A 16,858-nucleotide genomic window follows, 5' to 3' on the forward strand; every position below is an offset into this window, starting at 1 on the left:
ATGTGTTCTTCATGCATAAGTTTTTGAATTAATTTGTGGTTAGTTGTACGTCCTCTGTTTCTGAACTCTAAAGTAATCCTTCTGTAGCCATAGCGTCCTTTATTTTCATGATAAATCTGCTGGACAAGTTCACGTTCTTCCCTGTGTTTATCCCGTTTAGGATGCGTTTCTGAGTAATAAAATGAGCTTCTTGGCAAACCTGTAAGTTTAATTAAATCTGAAACATTGAATTGTGACCTTAGTTCTCTGACAGCTTCGACTGTTCTCTGTCTTTTCTCTGCTGCTGTTTCTTTTTGTCGTCTCTCTGAACTAAGGCCAGATATTTTTTTAGGAATTCATTCTCCATACGAAGATAAGCCAGTTCTTCGTCTTTTGTCCATTCTTCTCTTGGTTTGTTTGGTATTAAACTTTTCTTTGGCATTTTTGATCGCCTGCCTTGTTTCTGGAACAGAGCTTCTGTACCACCGGTAATATATTTCTTTCGCCATGCACAGATAGTTCCAATATTTGTAATACCAAAAATCAATGAAGTCTGTGAATCAGAAAGACGATGCTCTTGCTGATAGTTTAGCACTTTTAGTTTAAATTCTCCGCTAAAATTTCGCGTTGGTTCTGTAAATTTTCCGTTTAATTTGTACTGGGCAATCCACTGTCTAATTTGACTTGAACTTACTCCATATGCTTTTTCCTGTTGTTCTGGACTTATATGTTTTTCAATATAGTCTAAGACAATCTTTAATTTTAACTCTTTTGAGTATTTAGACATAAAAAAATGCACCTCCTAAACTTGAACTTTATTTGTCCAACTTTAGGGGTGCACTTCAAATAGCTCGCTTTTTTATTTTCTGGGTCAGAACTCTGAGATTACTAAACAATACTGCATATTGAAAAACACTCAGAGTTCAATTTATGAGCCGGTGAACTTCATCTTATGAGCCAACCGGGAGGCGTTGCGGGGCCCTCCCCGCAGAAGGGGTAGCGGAAAACACCGCAGGCGTTTGAAGCGAGGGGAAGACTTTCCCCTCCTATTGCACTAAATTCCAATCTTTTCAAAACAACCGAAGAATTTTCCGCTGAATATCACTAAAACTTATTTACTTTTTAGGCACTTTGAATTATATTATTTGGCGGTGAGTTTATAAAGTTTATAATCAGTGCTTTCCACAAAAACAATGCGGGGTTTTTATGTCTGCTGATTCAGATTTTGAAGAATTAACAATGTCTTTTTCATACGGCGATGATTTCGACGATGAATATGATGATGATTTCGATGATGACTTCGATGACTACGAAGAAGATGACGAAGCTCTTGATGATTTCGATGATGATGCAGACTTGTACTACGACGATGTTTTCAAAGAGGAAGAGGACGTAGACGAACCTTACGATGACGTTGAAGAAGAAGACGGATACGGTTCATATCGCAGCCGCTTCCAGGATGAAGATGAAGTATAAGCCTTTGACAGGCAATATAAAATAGCATAAAAAAAACAGTCCAATTGGACTGTTTTTTATTTTAGCTTTACAACACAAAAGGTCTACAAGCTGTTTAAATCCACCAGTTCATAACCGCTATCCAGTAATGCACTAATCAACAGTGCAACATATTTATAAAGCGGTCGTGAATGATTACTCTGTGAGAATCCACCTACAACTGATACTACTCCACCACCTGATTTTTCCAATCCGACACAATATTTCTTAATCAGTTTTTCAGGATCCATATCTGGATTCTTAAACTCGGAAACATCTGTTACAGTATTTACATATGTGTAACCAGCGTTTTCTCCATAAGAAATCAGTTCAGGAGAAATTGAATAATATGGTGCATGCCAGAATAATGTAAGCTCTGTTCCAGTGCAGGCATAAAACTCATCTTCATTACGGGCCAAACCACGGCGTACAAAATCTTCGTTGATTACAAAACTGTTTTCTGTAAGATCTGCAGTTGTAAAGAACATTGATGCACACAGATGATTATTATTTACAATCTGTTTTGTTTCTGCCGGGTAACGTCGAATAAACTCACCATTTATAAAGAAACTTCCCTTAACATTAAACTTCTTTAATTCAGAAAGAATCAAAGGAAGTCCATCTGCATTATCATAAAGTTCAAATACAAGGGCTGCCTTTTTCTTTTCCGGCATCTTTCTGGTACTTTCTTTATATAGAGGAATTGTAACAGCTCGTTTACTTAAAGAACGTACATAAAGAGCATTATCATAATTTTTATTTGGAGTACTTCCTATAAACACTCTGTAACGTCCATTCTGTTTAACAGGAACAGGGTTCTCTGAAAAATCAATTTTTGACCATGTTCTTTTATCTGAATTATATTTGTAATAATTTGAATTACCTGCATCTGCAATAATTGAATAGTCAGTAGTATTCCAATAACCGGCATTTACAGAAGACAGAGTAATTGTATCGGCCTTATTTGTATGAATATTCCATTTTCGGATACTCTTTTCTCCACCGACATAAAGGTTTGAATCATCTGTCCAGATTGCAGAAACAACTTTTTCTCCGGAAAGAACTGCAAGTCGTTTCCAGGTATTTATATCATAAACATAAACTGTTGAACCGGCAAAGAAAGCAGCCTTAGTGCCGTTTGGAGAGACAAAAGGTTTTCCAGAATCTTCAATCTCTAAAACATGCTGAGCGAGGGTATCCAGTTTATAAACAGAACCACGTTCCTTAATGCCGTCGAACGGAAGTTTTTCCTGCCAGAGAACAGGTTTACCTGCTGCATCCCAGAAAATATAAGAAGCTACAAGTGATGCATTTGATTCTGTATATGGGCGGGAATAAATTACATCCATATAATCACAGGAAGCACTGCGCACTATAAGATATGTAAAGAGTCTTCCGTTCTGAGTTACAACAGCAGAGGTTACTTCACTATTGCAGGAGAATTTGTCTGTAAGTGGATTAAACTGGAACGGAAGGCGTCCCATTGGCTTTCCCTGCCCTATTATTCCGGAATAAAGGCCGAGTGTATAAAGTTCTTTTGTATTGATTTTATATAAAAGATAATCATCTACATAAGCAAGGAATTTTGATGAAGCCCAGTAAACAGAATTGATTGAGCCACGACCGATTTTTCTATATCGCTCATCAATTTCTACACCGCGGAGTACTGCATCCGGATTACAAAAGTAAACTCCATTGTTCTTTTCATATACAAGAACAGAACTGTCTGGCGCCCATTTTATAGGAAGATCTTCATACGAATTGAGAACACCTTCGCAAAGAACACTGCTTTTTCCTGTCTGAGTACTTACGAGCATTAAATTTCCTGAAAAAATTGAAGTACGCTCTATACGGCAAAAATATTTTCCATCAGGACTTACTGCATATGGAACAACTGGTACTATATTTTCCGGCATTATGGAACTTTTTTCTATCCAGTTAACTGATCCATTCTTTTGTGAGTAACGGGCAATTCCATATCTGTTTCTGATCTGAAGAACATCTCCTCCAGAAAGAAGTTCCATCTGTTCCGGATAGCAGGTTATAACCTCAGGCATACCATCAGGTTTGCCATCTTTCAAAGCCGCATAGAAAAGTGATTTATATGGGCTCGTTCCAACCATATTGTGACGTACGGTAAAAAGAATTTCGTCGTTAAGATTTAAATCCGGATTCCCGAAGGAAGTACCGGCAAATAAAGAGAAAGAGAATAGGCTTACAACCAGACACAGTATACCTGTTTTTTTCATTTATGCATCTCCGCACTTAAAACAAGAATGGAAAGCTCTTTTTCCAGAGAATCAAGCTGTTCTTCCATCTTTTCTAATTGATTATAACGCTTTTGGAATTGTTTTTCCTTAAATTTCGCATAACGTAATTCAGCACTATCATCTTTTTCCTGAACTACACGGGATTTACCACACCAAGGGCAATAATAAAACTTCTTGTCGATCAACTTTCCACAGCCACCGCAGATACACATAAAAAATCCCCCTATTTTAGAACCGTCATCGGATCTACTAATTTTCCTTTTTTATATACTGTAAAATGAAGATGAGGACCTGTTGAATAGCCGGTTGAACCTACCAGACCAATTCTGGTTCCCTGGCTAACCCACTGCCCTTTACTTGCAATTATTTTTGACATATGAGCATATAAAGTCTGGTATCCGTTACCATGATCAATAATTACATAATTTCCATAAACACGATTGATACCAGTTGTAGTTACCTTTCCACTCATTGCAGCAAGAATCGGTGTTCCTGTAGGACAAGCCATATCAGTTCCTGTATGGAAAGATTTAACACCAGCAATAGGATCAATTCTATAGCCGTATGGAGAAGACCAGCGGAATTGAGAAGCGATAGGCATTCTAAAGAGTTCACCCATTGCATTTCTTAAAGAAGCAGCATCCATAGCCGCACCAGGCAAAAATAACTGCTGGCCGGCACTTAAAGTTTCGCTTGTAAGCTCATTTACATCAAGAAGCTGTTCAAGGCTGATTTTATATTTGCCTGTAATTGAATTAAGTGAATCGCCCTTTTTAACGGTGTATACAATTCCGTCAATTGAAGGAATACGGAGTTTTTGTCCTGCAGCTAACTGTCGGACATTTCCGATATCATTTACAGAAATTAAAGTTGAAATATTTGTAAGGCTAAACTTCTTAGCAATTCCACTGATTGTATCACCCGAACGAACCTTGTAAGTCTGGAAAGTTACAGGCTGCGTAAAATTAGATTTTATAGAAGATACATCAACATCAAGAAGATTTCCTGTTTCATCATAGTCAATTTTACCTTCAAGAGCAAAATTAGCCATCAGTTTATTCAAACTTTCAATATCACCTGAATCAGCTCCCTGAAGAGTAAGTGGACCTGTATGATTTATATGATGATTTATAAGCTTTGATGTGAAAAAACACAAAGTTCCGGCTGTAAGAACAGATACAAGAATCACTGAAAGCTTTTTGATATTTTCTCTAATGAAAGAACCAGCCTCTGAAACTGAAGCTCCAATTACCTTAAAGAAAACGCGTATAGAAAAATCGTTTTTTACTTTTTGTGCAGAAAAGCTTTTAAGTTCTGGAGAAAAAATATTTGATGTTATTGAAGCTGACTGGCTTCTCTCTTTATGCCTGAACTGTAACTCCGGCAGACTGAAATTTATAAAGTTTTTAAAATTTCTGCTTCGGGAATTATCCTGAACGTAACTTATTATTTCCATGCTTCAAGTATCGGTAAATAATAAGGAGCGGTTTAGAGATATTCTTTCAAAAAGGGATATGCTGTAAGAAAATCTGATTGAGGGAAGTTTTTAAGTATATTCTGTAGTTTTTCTTTATCAGAATTATTTGAAACCAGAGCCGGAAGATTTTCTGCCTGATTTAGTAATTTTTGTTTGAAAGCTTTGATTTCAGGGTGCTTCAGAAGTTCAGAAACCTCTGCTTTTTGTATTCCCGGAACTGCAAGTCCCTGAGGACATAGCGTATAAGTTTTAGTTTCCGGGCAGGCGGCAAGACGTGCTTCAAACCACCAGGAGAACATTTTCATGCGGCTGTCTGTAAGTACAACTGAACCGTTATAGTCTTTTCCAGGTGCAGCATTGGCACTGTATAAAGAGGCTGCTGTAAAGCGGTCTGGCGCTGTAAGGCGGCTTGAAAGAGTATGATAAGTCTGTTCTGCAGAACTTCCTTTTATATGAGTCTGTTTATTAGGAAAAGCAAAATCTAGTCCGGCAGTGTAGATTTCTTTAGCACCACAGAAATGAGCAAAGTTCCAGGCACTGGAAGCAACTGAACCGCCTGTTCCAAGATCTCCTGGCACAAGGCCGAGCTTCTGTTCAAAATACTGACCTACAGGGAATTGCGAACCGCACAAAAGTATTTTACGGCAATTAAATCTGAACACAGACGGATATGCCGAAACTTCTGTAATCAAAATACTTTCAGGAGCTTCCAAGCCTGCAATATGACGATATGCCCAGAACTGAGGGTCAGTAAGAAGAATGAAATCTGGTTGAAGGCCGGCCCTTAGAAGAGTATGCAGAGCAGTTTCAACACAGACTGTTATTGTACGTTCTGAAATCTCTTTTATATATGGAAGAATTGTTTCTAGAGAAGGTCCTGCGCCAAGAATTAAAAACGGACAGGAAGCTGCAATATCTGCAAGCTGCGAAATACCGGCACAGTTTTCAAGCTGGCTCATATTTTTGATACTGTTTCTACACCAGAGTTTTCCAAACTTTTTTAGGGTTGCAGCATTTATTTCATTTTTTCTTTGATTTCGCTTAACAAGAGAACGAACTTCATTAAAATAAGGAACTGAATGAGCTGTAAAAGAAGGAATATCAAAAAACCAGGAATCTGAAACACCCGTCTCTCCTACATTTACCTTTGTTCCATCTTCAAGTAAGGGCAGAACAGATTCAGACGGACAGCCTACAGCAATTATCAGATTTTCAAGAGTAAATACAGGAGTCCAGTCCAGAACAGCCATTGCAGCAAAAAAATGTTTTACATCCGGTTCAATTAAAACAAGACGTGGAAGTGTTTTTCCAGCAGCAGCACGCTCCATTGCAAGCTTTGCAAATTCAATGACATGATAGCCCAGTCCAAAGCCATAAAATACTACTGCAGATTTCTGAAAAACTTCATCACGTCCAACCGCACCGGAAGCTTCCCTTTCCGGATTATAGGCAGAATGAAGTCGTACACCACCCTCACTTGCTGTTATACTTTGATTTTTTGCTTTTTCAAGATTCCATATTGATTCTGGCGGAACTGGTTCACTGCCAGTCATCTGTGCCAGCTGCGGGAATCTTTTTTTGAACGCTTCGAAATTATTATTCCAGATTGAGTTCAATTACCATGTTCTCCGTAACTGGGGTTCCCGGCTCCGGGCTCTGGCTTGTTACCCAGCCGCTTCCGTTTATATTAAGACGGATGTCTGTACGTTCCATAAGTGGCAGAAGCTCACGCTTTGATTTTCCGGTAAAATCTGGAACGACTGAGCCAACCTGAATTCCCTGAGATGACGAAATTGTTATTACTCCACTGTGCTCAAGAGATGCGGCGCCGCCACGGCTCATTCCAAGGTGATCAATGATAATATCTGCGGCCTCTCCGATTACAGGAGCTACGATACGTCCACCGTAAGTTTCACCCTTAGCCTTTTCAACTACGATATACAGAACAATCTGAGGTTCATCAACCGGGAAAATTGCAATACAGCTTGAAAGGAAGTCTGTATCACTATAACCGCCATGTACCTTATCTGCCATCTGAGCTGTACCGGTTTTTACACCAATATCAACATCGCGGAGATTTGCACGGGAACCTGTACCACTCTTTGCAGTTGTTTCCATACAACTGAGAATATAATCAGCTGTATTCTTTGAGAAAACACGGTCCTTATACTGAGGTTCATGCTCATAATAAGTTGTACCGTCTTTATTTGTAATCTTATGAATAAAAGAAAGCTGAACAGGAATACCGCCGTTTCCAATGGAAGTAGCAGCCTGTAACATCTGAAGTGCAGACACACTGATTTCCTGCCCGATAGCAATTGTTGGTTTTGAACGCGCAGACCAAAGTGCGCTTGTTGTATCTTTTACAGAACCCGAGGTTTCACCAGGAAGCTCTACTCCGGTTTTCTTACCAAAGCCAAGCATTCGGATTCTTGCCATAAATTCATCTTCACTGATTCTGTCACTTATCTGTCCAAGTACATCATTGCAGGAATAACGGAGTCCGTCTTTAGGTGTACACCAGCCATGATGCTCCAGACACTTAATTCTGATTGTTTCACCACCGGCAATACGCTTTTCATACATTCCGTCACAAAGGAAAGAATCATTAGGAGAGATTCCATGTTCGTCGTAAACAATTCCAACTGTAAAGATTTTGAATACAGATCCCGGTTCATAGGCTGTCATTGCAGGTCTGTCTACTTTTGCCTCAATCATAGAAGAACCATATTCATTCAAATCTGCAGAAGGAAGACTTATGTATGAAAGCACCTCACCTGTTGTACAATCAGCGGCAACAAGCATCATGCTTTCTGCCTGAGTTTCGTTCATTGTTTTATGAGCAATCTGTTCAAGCTTATACTGAAGGTTTGCATCTATACTCAAAAAGACATTTCGTCCCTGGAGTGGTTCACCGTTTTCATCTGTTCCAGAAGGAGCAAGCACACTCTGCTGAGAGAATTCAATTCCTGCAAGACCGCGCCCATCATCACCCATATAACCGATTAACTGAGAAGCAAGTGCATGATTCGGATAATTACGGCCAGGAATTTTTTCATAACTTACAAAATTATAACCTTTTTCATCTGTAAGCTGTTTAAGAGGCTCATACATTGTCTGTGTTATTTTTTTCTTAAGATAAACAAAACTTCGGTTTGTATTTATTATTTCCAGAACCTCTTCAGGAAGCATTTCCAGAAGTGGAGCTACATCATTTGCAAAACGAGTTTTGATTTTTTCGCTATCTTTTATATTTTTTACAGATACACCGACATGATAGAAATTAGTCTGAACTGCAAGTGGAAAGCCGGAACGGTCTACAATTGAACCACGCTCAACAGGTGGCACATTCTGAGCCACAGGTGTAACCGGTTGAAGAGAAAGTTTCGCATATGTAAACAGTAAAACAAGAAGACAGATTCCACAGCAAATGAAAAAGAAAATTGTCTGCTTAGGTCTGAAGAACTGATTCACAATAAATTTCCACCCATATCTATTGTAAACCTAAATTAAGATAATTTCTAGATATAATATAATTGAAAAAAATACCCGTCATTGTATTTGAAGCAATGACGGGTAAATAAACTAAAAGAATTTTTTAATCTGCTAATAACATAATTAACAGTTTTCGCCAAGAAAATAAAGATTTTACTTCCTCTTTTGTCACATCTACGGCTGCAAAATTCTTATGGCATAAAGGATATGGAATAGAATTTGTTGCAGTAGCTTTAGTTGAAGGATTTAATGTACAGAAAGTTGTCCATAAAGTGTCATTCATTGTATATGATTTTGTCCCCTCATCATCAGTAATCGAGGTTTTTGTATCTTTTGCTAAGTAATAATAAGCATAAGGTTCTTTATTATTATTCAAAGAATTCTTAAGAGTTGAATACAAAATTGAAGCTGCTTCTCCAGCTTCCACTTCCTCTGGCACAAAGAAAATATTCAATCCTTTATGTAATGTTATATCATTATTTAAACCTTCAATTTCTGGTTCACTTTTATCTGTATAATACAAATATACAGTTGCATTTGCAGATATTCCACCATCAGTTTTTGAATAACTAACTTCTTTTTCAAGCCACTTATCTTTAGGACCTTCAAACTCTTCCTTAAGGTCGTCACATCCAGTAACAAGCATTCCACTCAAAAGCACAGCTACTATCGTCAAAATCTTCACATATTTCTTCATAATAATTCACTCCTGTTAAAAATATATGTTATTCAATTATAAGCCTAAGATCTTTATTTTGTCAAAAATCAATTTACAGGAGGAATTTCCAATGTGATATCTCCAAGAGGAAATGTTGCACAAGGATGAATATATCCAAACTGAGCATCTGCTAATCTTCTTCCATCACTTTCTTCCGGAATGAAAACTTCGCCACTGAGCAATCTTGAACGGCACCAGCCACAGATACCACTTCGACATCTTGCAGGAGCAGGTATTCCGTTTCTTTCAAGAGCAGAAAGCAGAGTATATTCTGATGCACACTCAGCCGTAACTGTTTTTCCGGCACAGATAACAGTAAGCTTATAAGTTCCCTCTTTTTCACAAGGGAAGGCCTTATAATCCTTTGCATGTTTACTTATGCCCGAAAGTTCGAACCTTACGAATTTTCTTCTGATATTTAAGTCAGGGATTTCTTTTTCTAAGAAATCATACATAGCCTTTGGGCCACAGACAAATACAGAATAAGAATCTGTTCCAGCATATTTTTTTATTAGATCAGCACCAATAAAGCCGTTTTCAAATCCATCTTTTTTCTCATCACTGAGCACATTAACAATCTTAATCTTTTCACAGCCAGACGCTAATTCCTCAAGCTCATTTTTCAAAAGAATATCTTTTTCAGTTTTAGAGCCATACAAAACTGTAAGAGAAAAATCTTCTGTTCCCTCTTTTACAGCTTTTGCCAGTGAATAAAATACAGAAATACCGCTTCCACCAGCAATTCCAATTACACTCTTTGCATCACGTAACGGTTCATAAGTAAAGTTTCCAAGAGGTCCGGAAGACACAACTTTTGTTCCTTTTTCCCAATTATTCAGAATATATTCTGAAACAAAACCATCTGAAACTTTCTTTACAAGAATCTGATATTTTCCATTGAGGGCGTCTTTCGGAGAAGAACAGATTGTATAAGGTCGGGTTGTATAAGCCGAACCAATTTTCAGTGTAAAGCTCAAATACTGACCGGCTGAAAAATATGCAAGCTGCTCTATTCCTGCTTCCTTATCAGGACAAAGAGTAAAAAGTTTTGCACTGTCATTCAAAATCTGTACATCTGATACAATCAATTTCTGACTTTTTGGATGAAGAGCCGCAGCCAGTCTATTTGCCTTATATGCATTGAGTTCCGGTAATTTTTCTTCTGGTGATGACTCTATCTTTTTTTCGCGAACAGGAATAAGAGTTGTAAAATCCATCATGTTCAGTTTTCTAAGTCCACTCATCTAGATGCCTCCTCTTTTTCTGCTTCCTGCGCTGCTCTTAGTTTTCTGACTACCCTGCTTCCAATAAAGGAACCTGTATAATATGCAGAACAATAACCGTCTCCACGAATATGATGTCCGCCGACAAAAGAAAGCCCTGGAATTGTGTATTCTTTTGCTTCGTGTGCTACACGCGCCATCAGATTATCCCAATCGGAAAGTCTGTAACCGTAAATAGTTCCATCCGGTGTATCCAGATAGCGGGCAAAGGTTACTGGCGTTGCAACAGAGATTTCTTCAATATGAGAACGGATATCTTTACCGGTAAGTTTTTCGTATTCACCGATATATTTCTCTGCAAGCTCATTTTTGTATTTTTTGTATTCCTCCGGTTTAAGATCTGGAAGATCCTTTCCATAACACAAGGTTGTAAAGAATAGTGTGCAGGTTCCTTTTGGAGAACTTTCAGGAATAACAGTATTTAAACAGTTCACGATATACAGTCCGTTTGTATCATGCTGCACCTTTGGATCCGGATGATTCATAATAAAAGTTGTGTAATCATCTATTCCAAGTTCTTCCCTGCTGCAATCAAGCCCAAGATAAATTGTTGAAACTGAAACTCCAAATTCACGGCTGTTTGCAAGTTTAAGGTCTACTGACGGAATCTTTTTCTGATCCATCATATTAAACACATTATTTGGAATGATGTTTGAAATTACTTCTTTAGCATAGATTTTCTGTCCATTTACTTCTACGCCACAAACCTTTCCAGAATCATCTGTCAGAAAACCTGTAACCTTGCTGTTGAACCAGACTTCTCCTCCGTTATCGCGGAAGGCTTTTATAAGAGATTCTGAGATTTCATGAGAACGTTTAGCAGGCATAGCAGCACCGAATTCAACATAACTTCTGAGCATATTAAGATAATGCATACAATTCAGTTCACTAGTAGGCACTCCAAGATAGCACCAGTAGGTATTTACGATATTTCGTGCTTTTTCTGGAATTCCAAAAGCCTTCTCAACTTCTTCTACAGTATGAGATGCAGCCCGCATAAAATTACCGTAGCGAAGTGCCATTACAAGTTTATTAGGTTTTCCTTTTTTTCTTGTGATGTAATCCAGTGCTTTTCCATCATGCTTTGCCAGCTTAAATAAAGACATTACTTTTTTATATGAACCAGGAACAGCTTCATCAACTGATTTACAGAAACCTTTTATTCCGCTGCGGACTGTTACATCATATCCATCCGGACCTGTAACAATTGCACGGAACATATTTTTCTCATACCGCCAGTCTACCTCAGCTCCTAAATCATGAATGATATTGTAAACATAATCTCTGTTACCAGGTACACCAACTCCACTAAGTTCATGCAGAGACGGCTCAAATTCGAATCTTCCACGGATAAAACTGGTTGCACATCCACCCGGAAGATTATGTTTTTCTAAAAGTAAAGTTTTGAATCCATTTTTTGCGGTGGTTCCGGCGGCTACAAGACCTCCGTTTCCAGCACCAACAACAATTACATCATAGAGGGGTTCCATAAGAAAGCATTTCTCCTTTTTGTATAAATTCAGTATAACCCCACTTTTTGGATATCGCAAATATTTGAATACTTTTCAGGCATAAAAAAAGCAGTCCGACTAATCGAACTGCTTTGAACGCTTTATATTCTGTTTAGTTTAGTTGGCGCTGCCAACTAAACACATCCATTCAGCTTCAGCACAAAGAGTGTCTCCAACATAGGCTTTACCGGCCTGTTTAATCATCTTTGGACTGTTGCGGAGAAACTCAATTTCCATGCGAACCTTATCGCCAGGGCGAACCTGATTGCGGAACTTAACCTTATCCATACTTGCAAAGAAGAAAAGTCCATCTGCAGGAACGATGTTGAGATAGCGGAGAGCTGCTCCACCAGCCTGTGCCATTGTTTCGCAAAGGATTACTCCAGGTACTACAGGGTACTCAGGAAAGTGTCCTTTGAAAAAGAATTCATTTTCAGTAAAGGTATGCTCACAAACACAACCTTTTTCATCTGCGCTGATAATTGCATCAACGAATAAGAAAGGCTCACGGTGTGGCAAAAGTGATTTAATATCTTCTGTCAAAGCCATATTACTTTACCTTCTTAATAATGATAGCACCGTTGTGTCCGCCAAATCCGAATGTTGCAGACATAGCAGCATCAATATTCATTTCAATTCCCTTGTTTGGAACATAGTCGAGATCACATCCGCCTTCTACATCAGGATTATCGAGGTTCTTTGTACAAGGAACAAAGCTGTCGTTGATTGCTTTTACACAAATCATTGCTTCTACAGCACCAGTAGCACCAAGACAGTGACCGTGCATAGACTTTGTTGAAGAAATCTTAAGTTTGCGTGCGTTTTCTTCACCGAAAGCAATCTTAATCATATTTGTTTCGCTTGAATCGTTCTTCATTGTAGAAGTACCGTGAGCGTTGTAGTACTGAATCTCGCTTGGATCCATTCCGGCATCCTTGAGGGCGCGTGTCATACACTTTGAACCGCAGATTCCGTCTGGATTTGGAGCTGTAAGGTGATATCCATCACAAGAAGCACCATAACCTGCAATTTCTGCATAAATCTTAGCACCTCGTGCTTTAGCGTGCTCATACTCTTCAAGAACGAGAATTGCAGAACCTTCACCCATGATAAATCCGTTACGATCTTTATCGAACGGACGGCTTGCCTTTGTTGGATCATCATCAAAACCTGTAGAAAGAGCGTGCAAAACTTCGAAACCTACAACACCGAACTGACAGATTGTAGATTCTGCACCACCACTCAAACATGTATCAAGACGACCGCTTCTAACCATATCAAATGCAACACCAAGAGCATCTGTACCAGAAGAACAAGCTGTAGCAACAGACTGTACTGGTCCGTGAACTCCAAACTGGATTGCGATATTTCCACCAACTTCATTAGGAATGAGCTTTGGGATAGCCATAGGATTAGTTTTTACACCACCCATTTTTGCCATACTAAGGATATCAGATTCAGTCTCTTCAAGACCACCAATTCCAACACCAAGAATAATTCCAGTTTCATCAAGAACTTCTGCATTTCCCATAAGTCCTGAATCATCAAGTGCCATTTTAGCAGCAGCTACACCAAGCTGAGTAAAGCGAGCCATCTTGCGGGCATCCTTTGAATCCATATAAAGAGAAGGATCAAAGTTCTTTACTTCTGCAGCATAGTGAACCTTGTTTACTGAAGCATCAAAAAGAGTAATAGGACCGATTCCGCTTTTAGCAGCCTTAATTCCAGCCCAGGTTTCTTCTACAGTATTTCCAAGAGGAGTAATAGCTCCCATTCCTGTGATTACAACGCGTCTGTTTGCCATTTTAATTTCCTTAAAGTGTGTTTATTGATTCAGCTGAGTTTATAGCCTTGCATTCTGCATTTTCTGCATATCCAGATTTACCCCATAGACCTGTAAGAACAACGCCTACACCAGGTTCAATGAGTTCCCATTCGTCTCCGCTTGCCTTAATAAGGTCATTCAAAACAGCTTCTTCCGATGTCCAGCGAACAGGGTTTGTAAGATGGAGAACGGCATTCTTTTTGATTTCTTCACCATTCTCTGCCTGCTTTCCTGTTACATTGCTGAAAAGTGTTTTATCTGGATTATTGAATGTTACACCAGCTATTGCCTTTTCAAAATTATCAGCAGCTTCCTGCATAAGAGGACTGTGGAAAGGACCGGCAACTGCAAGTCTCAAAGCACGGCGTGCGCCAGCTTCCTTTGCAACAGCTTCAATCTGAGTCAAAGCATCTGCAGTTCCACTTACTACTGTCTGAACAGGACTGTTCAAGTTTGCAGCGTAAGCATCTTTAATGCCATTTGCAAGTTCTTCAACCTTCTCTGGTGGAAGTCCAAGAATAGCTGTCATACCAGGTGCATGACCTTCATTTGCCTTAGCAATATTTTCACATGTAGCCTGCATGATAAGTCCGCGCTCGCGAACAACTTTAATTACATCTTCAAAGCTCAAAACACCAGCAGCATACAAAGCAGGGAATTCACCAAGAGAGAACCCCATAGCTGCAGATGGCTCAATACCTTTTGTCTTCAAAACAGCCATTACTGCAAGAGAAGCAGTTGTAATAGCAAGCTGGCTGTTATCGCTGCGGCTCAAAGTTGCAGCATCGCTTTCCCAAAGAAGCTTTGGCATATCTACGCCTGTGATTTTTGTTACTTCATCAACCACTGCACGTGCTTCAGGATAAGCATCACAGATATCCTTAATCATACCCGGAACTTGTGCACCCTGTCCCGGAAATAAAAATGCATATTTTTTCATTATATACCCCTATAAGAATATTCTGCCAAAAGGCATATATACAAAATGACATTTTATATCAATTTTGTCAATATAAAAATCATTTCTATTTAATTTTAAGTTGTGATACAATTAAATCAGGAGGATTAAAAAAATGACTAATGAAAAAGCATTAAAAGCATTGCGTCAGATTAAAACTTACTGCGCAGCCACACAGCTTGAAGAACTTGATTATGTAATTGAAGTTCTTGAAAAGCTTGAAAAAGACGGCATTAAGGAACCTCTCGCAACAGATTTTAAATCTTTATCGAAATAAAAGGAATAAAAAATGATAGGAACATTCTGGGCATTAGTGCCCGCAATTGTGGCCATTGCACTGGCACTCTGGACTAAGGAAGTTTACTCTTCCCTTTTTATTGGTATTGTAATCGGCGGACTTTTCTATGCAATTGAAACCGCTGCAGGTTTTCCAGGCTTCTTCAATCACATTTTTAATGATGGAATGATAGCACAGCTTTCTGACAGCTGGAACGTAGGTATTCTTGTATTCCTCGTTGTGCTTGGAATTATGGTTGCCCTTATGAACAAAGCAGGTGGTTCTGCTGCATTCGGACGCTGGGCAAAAAAACACATTAAGACAAAGGTTGGAGCACAGGTTGCTACTATCGTTCTTGGAATCTTCATTTTTATTGATGATTACTTTAACTGTCTTACTGTAGGTTCAGTTATGAGACCTATGACTTCTAAGTACGGTATTTCAAAAGAAAAGCTCGCTTACCTGATTGACTCAACTGCAGCCCCTGTTTGTATCATTGCCCCTATTTCTTCATGGGCAGCAGCCGTTGCCGGCTTTGTTTCTGAAGGTGAAAATGGCTTTACACTTTTCTGCAAGGCTATTCCTTTCAACTTTTATGCATTCTTTACTATTATAATGATGTTTGCACTGGTATTTATGAAGTTTGAATACGGTGAAATGTCTAAATATGAAAAAGCTCTTGAAGTAATGAACAACACAGCAGATGACATTGATGAAGAAGCAAATCAAAAAGGAAAAGTAATTGATCTTGTTTTCCCAATCATCGTGCTCATCATAATGTGTATTCTTGGTATGATTTACACAGGCGGCTTCTTTACAAAATTCAACGTTCTTGAAGACGGAACAACTGAAGCAAACGGAAACTTCCTGAACATCATTTCATCATTCTCTGATTCAGATGCATCTGTTGGTCTTGTACTCGGTTCATTCGCTGCACTGATTATCACAATTATCTTCTATGTTTGCCGCAAGGTTCTTTCTTTCAAGGGAAGTATGCTTTGTGTACCAGACGGATTTAAGGCAATGGTTCCAGCTATTTTGATTTTGACTTTAGCATGGACACTTAAGGCAATGACAGACAGTCTTGGTGCGAAAGAATATGTTGCAGGTCTTGTAGAAGGTTCTGCCGCAGGTCTTAAGATGATGCTTCCAGCAATCATCTTCGTAGTTGCCTGCTTCCTTGCATTTGCAACCGGTACATCCTGGGGAACATTCGGAATCCTCATTCCTATCTGTATTGCAATTTTTGCACCGGGAAATCCTTTGCGCATTATTTCAATTTCTGCATGTATGGCAGGGGCTGTTTGTGGTGATCACTGTTCTCCGATTTCGGATACAACGATTATGGCGAGTGCGGGTGCTCAGTGTGAACACGTAAAGCATGTTTCAACACAGTTACCTTACGCAATTACTGTAGCAGTAGTTACATTCCTGACTTATGTTGTTGCTGGTCTTACACAGGGAATTGGACTTATAGCAAGTGCTGTTATTTCATGGATGTTCGGAATTGTAGTTTTATTGGGATTCCTGGTATTTATGCGAAAACGCGCTTCTAAGAAATAAAAAATATA

Annotated in this window: 16 protein-coding genes; 3 read left to right on the forward strand and 13 right to left on the reverse strand. The window is 38.9% G+C overall.

Annotated features, from left to right (window positions below; all coding sequences use genetic code 11):
* Together BMY21_RS15615 and BMY21_RS14550 are read right to left on the reverse strand one after the other, a co-directional pair.
* On the reverse strand, positions 1 to 197 hold a 197-nt coding region (locus BMY21_RS15615), incomplete at its 3' end, for an IS3 family transposase (protein ID WP_143064251.1).
* A gap of 41 nt (positions 198 to 238) precedes the next feature.
* Entirely contained in the window at positions 239 to 766 is a 528-nt protein-coding gene (locus BMY21_RS14550; RefSeq protein WP_074645457.1) for a helix-turn-helix domain-containing protein, read from the reverse strand.
* Positions 767 to 1,185: 419 nt separating this feature from the next.
* Between BMY21_RS14550 and BMY21_RS14555 the strand changes: the two genes are divergently transcribed.
* On the forward strand, positions 1,186 to 1,455 hold the full coding sequence (locus tag BMY21_RS14555) for a hypothetical protein (protein WP_074645459.1): 270 nt from the start codon (positions 1,186 to 1,188) through the stop codon (positions 1,453 to 1,455).
* Between the two features lie 83 nt (positions 1,456 to 1,538).
* Here BMY21_RS14555 and BMY21_RS14560 read toward each other — a convergent pair whose 3' ends face one another.
* The 11 genes from BMY21_RS14560 to BMY21_RS14610 form a co-directional block, all read right to left on the reverse strand.
* Entirely contained in the window at positions 1,539 to 3,722 is a 2,184-nt protein-coding gene (locus BMY21_RS14560; RefSeq protein ID WP_074645461.1) for a polysaccharide deacetylase family protein, read from the reverse strand.
* Positions 3,719 to 3,955: a hypothetical protein gene (locus BMY21_RS14565; protein ID WP_074645462.1), complete on the reverse strand. Its 237-nt coding sequence runs from the start codon at positions 3,953 to 3,955 to the stop codon at positions 3,719 to 3,721. The genes BMY21_RS14560 and BMY21_RS14565 overlap by 4 nt, the downstream gene beginning before the upstream one ends.
* Positions 3,956 to 3,966: 11 nt before the next feature.
* Complete coding sequence (locus BMY21_RS14570) at positions 3,967 to 5,199, reverse strand: peptidoglycan DD-metalloendopeptidase family protein (protein ID WP_074645464.1); 1,233 nt, start codon at positions 5,197 to 5,199, stop codon at positions 3,967 to 3,969.
* A gap of 32 nt (positions 5,200 to 5,231) precedes the next feature.
* Complete coding sequence (locus tag BMY21_RS14575; RefSeq protein ID WP_074645466.1) at positions 5,232 to 6,836, reverse strand: motility associated factor glycosyltransferase family protein; 1,605 nt, start codon at positions 6,834 to 6,836, stop codon at positions 5,232 to 5,234.
* Positions 6,817 to 8,694, reverse strand: coding sequence for a PASTA domain-containing penicillin-binding protein (locus BMY21_RS14580; protein WP_083379892.1), 1,878 nt, complete (start codon positions 8,692 to 8,694; stop codon positions 6,817 to 6,819). The genes BMY21_RS14575 and BMY21_RS14580 overlap by 20 nt, the downstream gene beginning before the upstream one ends.
* A gap of 124 nt (positions 8,695 to 8,818) precedes the next feature.
* Positions 8,819 to 9,412, reverse strand: a complete 594-nt coding sequence (locus BMY21_RS14585) for a hypothetical protein (RefSeq protein ID WP_074645468.1) — start codon at positions 9,410 to 9,412, stop codon at positions 8,819 to 8,821.
* Positions 9,413 to 9,480: 68 nt separating this feature from the next.
* Positions 9,481 to 10,677 (reverse strand): 2Fe-2S iron-sulfur cluster-binding protein, encoded by a 1,197-nt coding sequence (locus BMY21_RS14590; protein WP_074645469.1) that lies wholly within the window; start codon positions 10,675 to 10,677, stop codon positions 9,481 to 9,483.
* Positions 10,674 to 12,206, reverse strand: a complete 1,533-nt coding sequence (locus BMY21_RS14595; protein WP_074645471.1) for a phytoene desaturase family protein — start codon at positions 12,204 to 12,206, stop codon at positions 10,674 to 10,676. Before BMY21_RS14595 ends, BMY21_RS14590 begins: the two co-directional genes overlap by 4 nt.
* Before the next feature lie 138 nt (positions 12,207 to 12,344).
* Positions 12,345 to 12,776: a 3-hydroxyacyl-ACP dehydratase FabZ gene (gene fabZ, locus BMY21_RS14600; protein ID WP_074645473.1), complete on the reverse strand. Its 432-nt coding sequence runs from the start codon at positions 12,774 to 12,776 to the stop codon at positions 12,345 to 12,347.
* Between the two features lies 1 nt (position 12,777).
* Positions 12,778 to 14,031: a beta-ketoacyl-ACP synthase II gene (gene fabF / locus BMY21_RS14605; RefSeq protein WP_074645474.1), complete on the reverse strand. Its 1,254-nt coding sequence runs from the start codon at positions 14,029 to 14,031 to the stop codon at positions 12,778 to 12,780.
* Between the two features lie 10 nt (positions 14,032 to 14,041).
* Positions 14,042 to 14,992 carry an ACP S-malonyltransferase gene (locus BMY21_RS14610; RefSeq protein ID WP_074645475.1) on the reverse strand — a complete coding sequence of 317 codons (951 nt, stop codon included), beginning with the start codon at positions 14,990 to 14,992 and terminating at the stop codon, positions 14,042 to 14,044.
* Between the two features lie 133 nt (positions 14,993 to 15,125).
* On the opposite strand from BMY21_RS14610, the gene BMY21_RS15895 reads away from it, so the two are divergent.
* Both BMY21_RS15895 and BMY21_RS14615 read left to right on the forward strand, forming a co-directional pair.
* Entirely contained in the window at positions 15,126 to 15,287 is a 162-nt protein-coding gene (locus tag BMY21_RS15895; protein WP_177177770.1) for a hypothetical protein, read from the forward strand.
* Positions 15,288 to 15,299: 12 nt separating this feature from the next.
* The gene (locus BMY21_RS14615; RefSeq protein WP_074645477.1) at positions 15,300 to 16,850 is read left to right on the forward strand and encodes a Na+/H+ antiporter NhaC family protein; all 1,551 of its coding nucleotides are present in this window, start codon (positions 15,300 to 15,302) and stop codon (positions 16,848 to 16,850) included.
* The last annotated feature ends 8 nt before the right edge of the window (positions 16,851 to 16,858 follow it).

Origin of the sequence: Treponema bryantii (assembly GCF_900111035.1) — a bacterium.
Classification (GTDB): Bacteria; Spirochaetota; Spirochaetia; order Treponematales; family Treponemataceae; genus Treponema_D; species Treponema_D bryantii_C.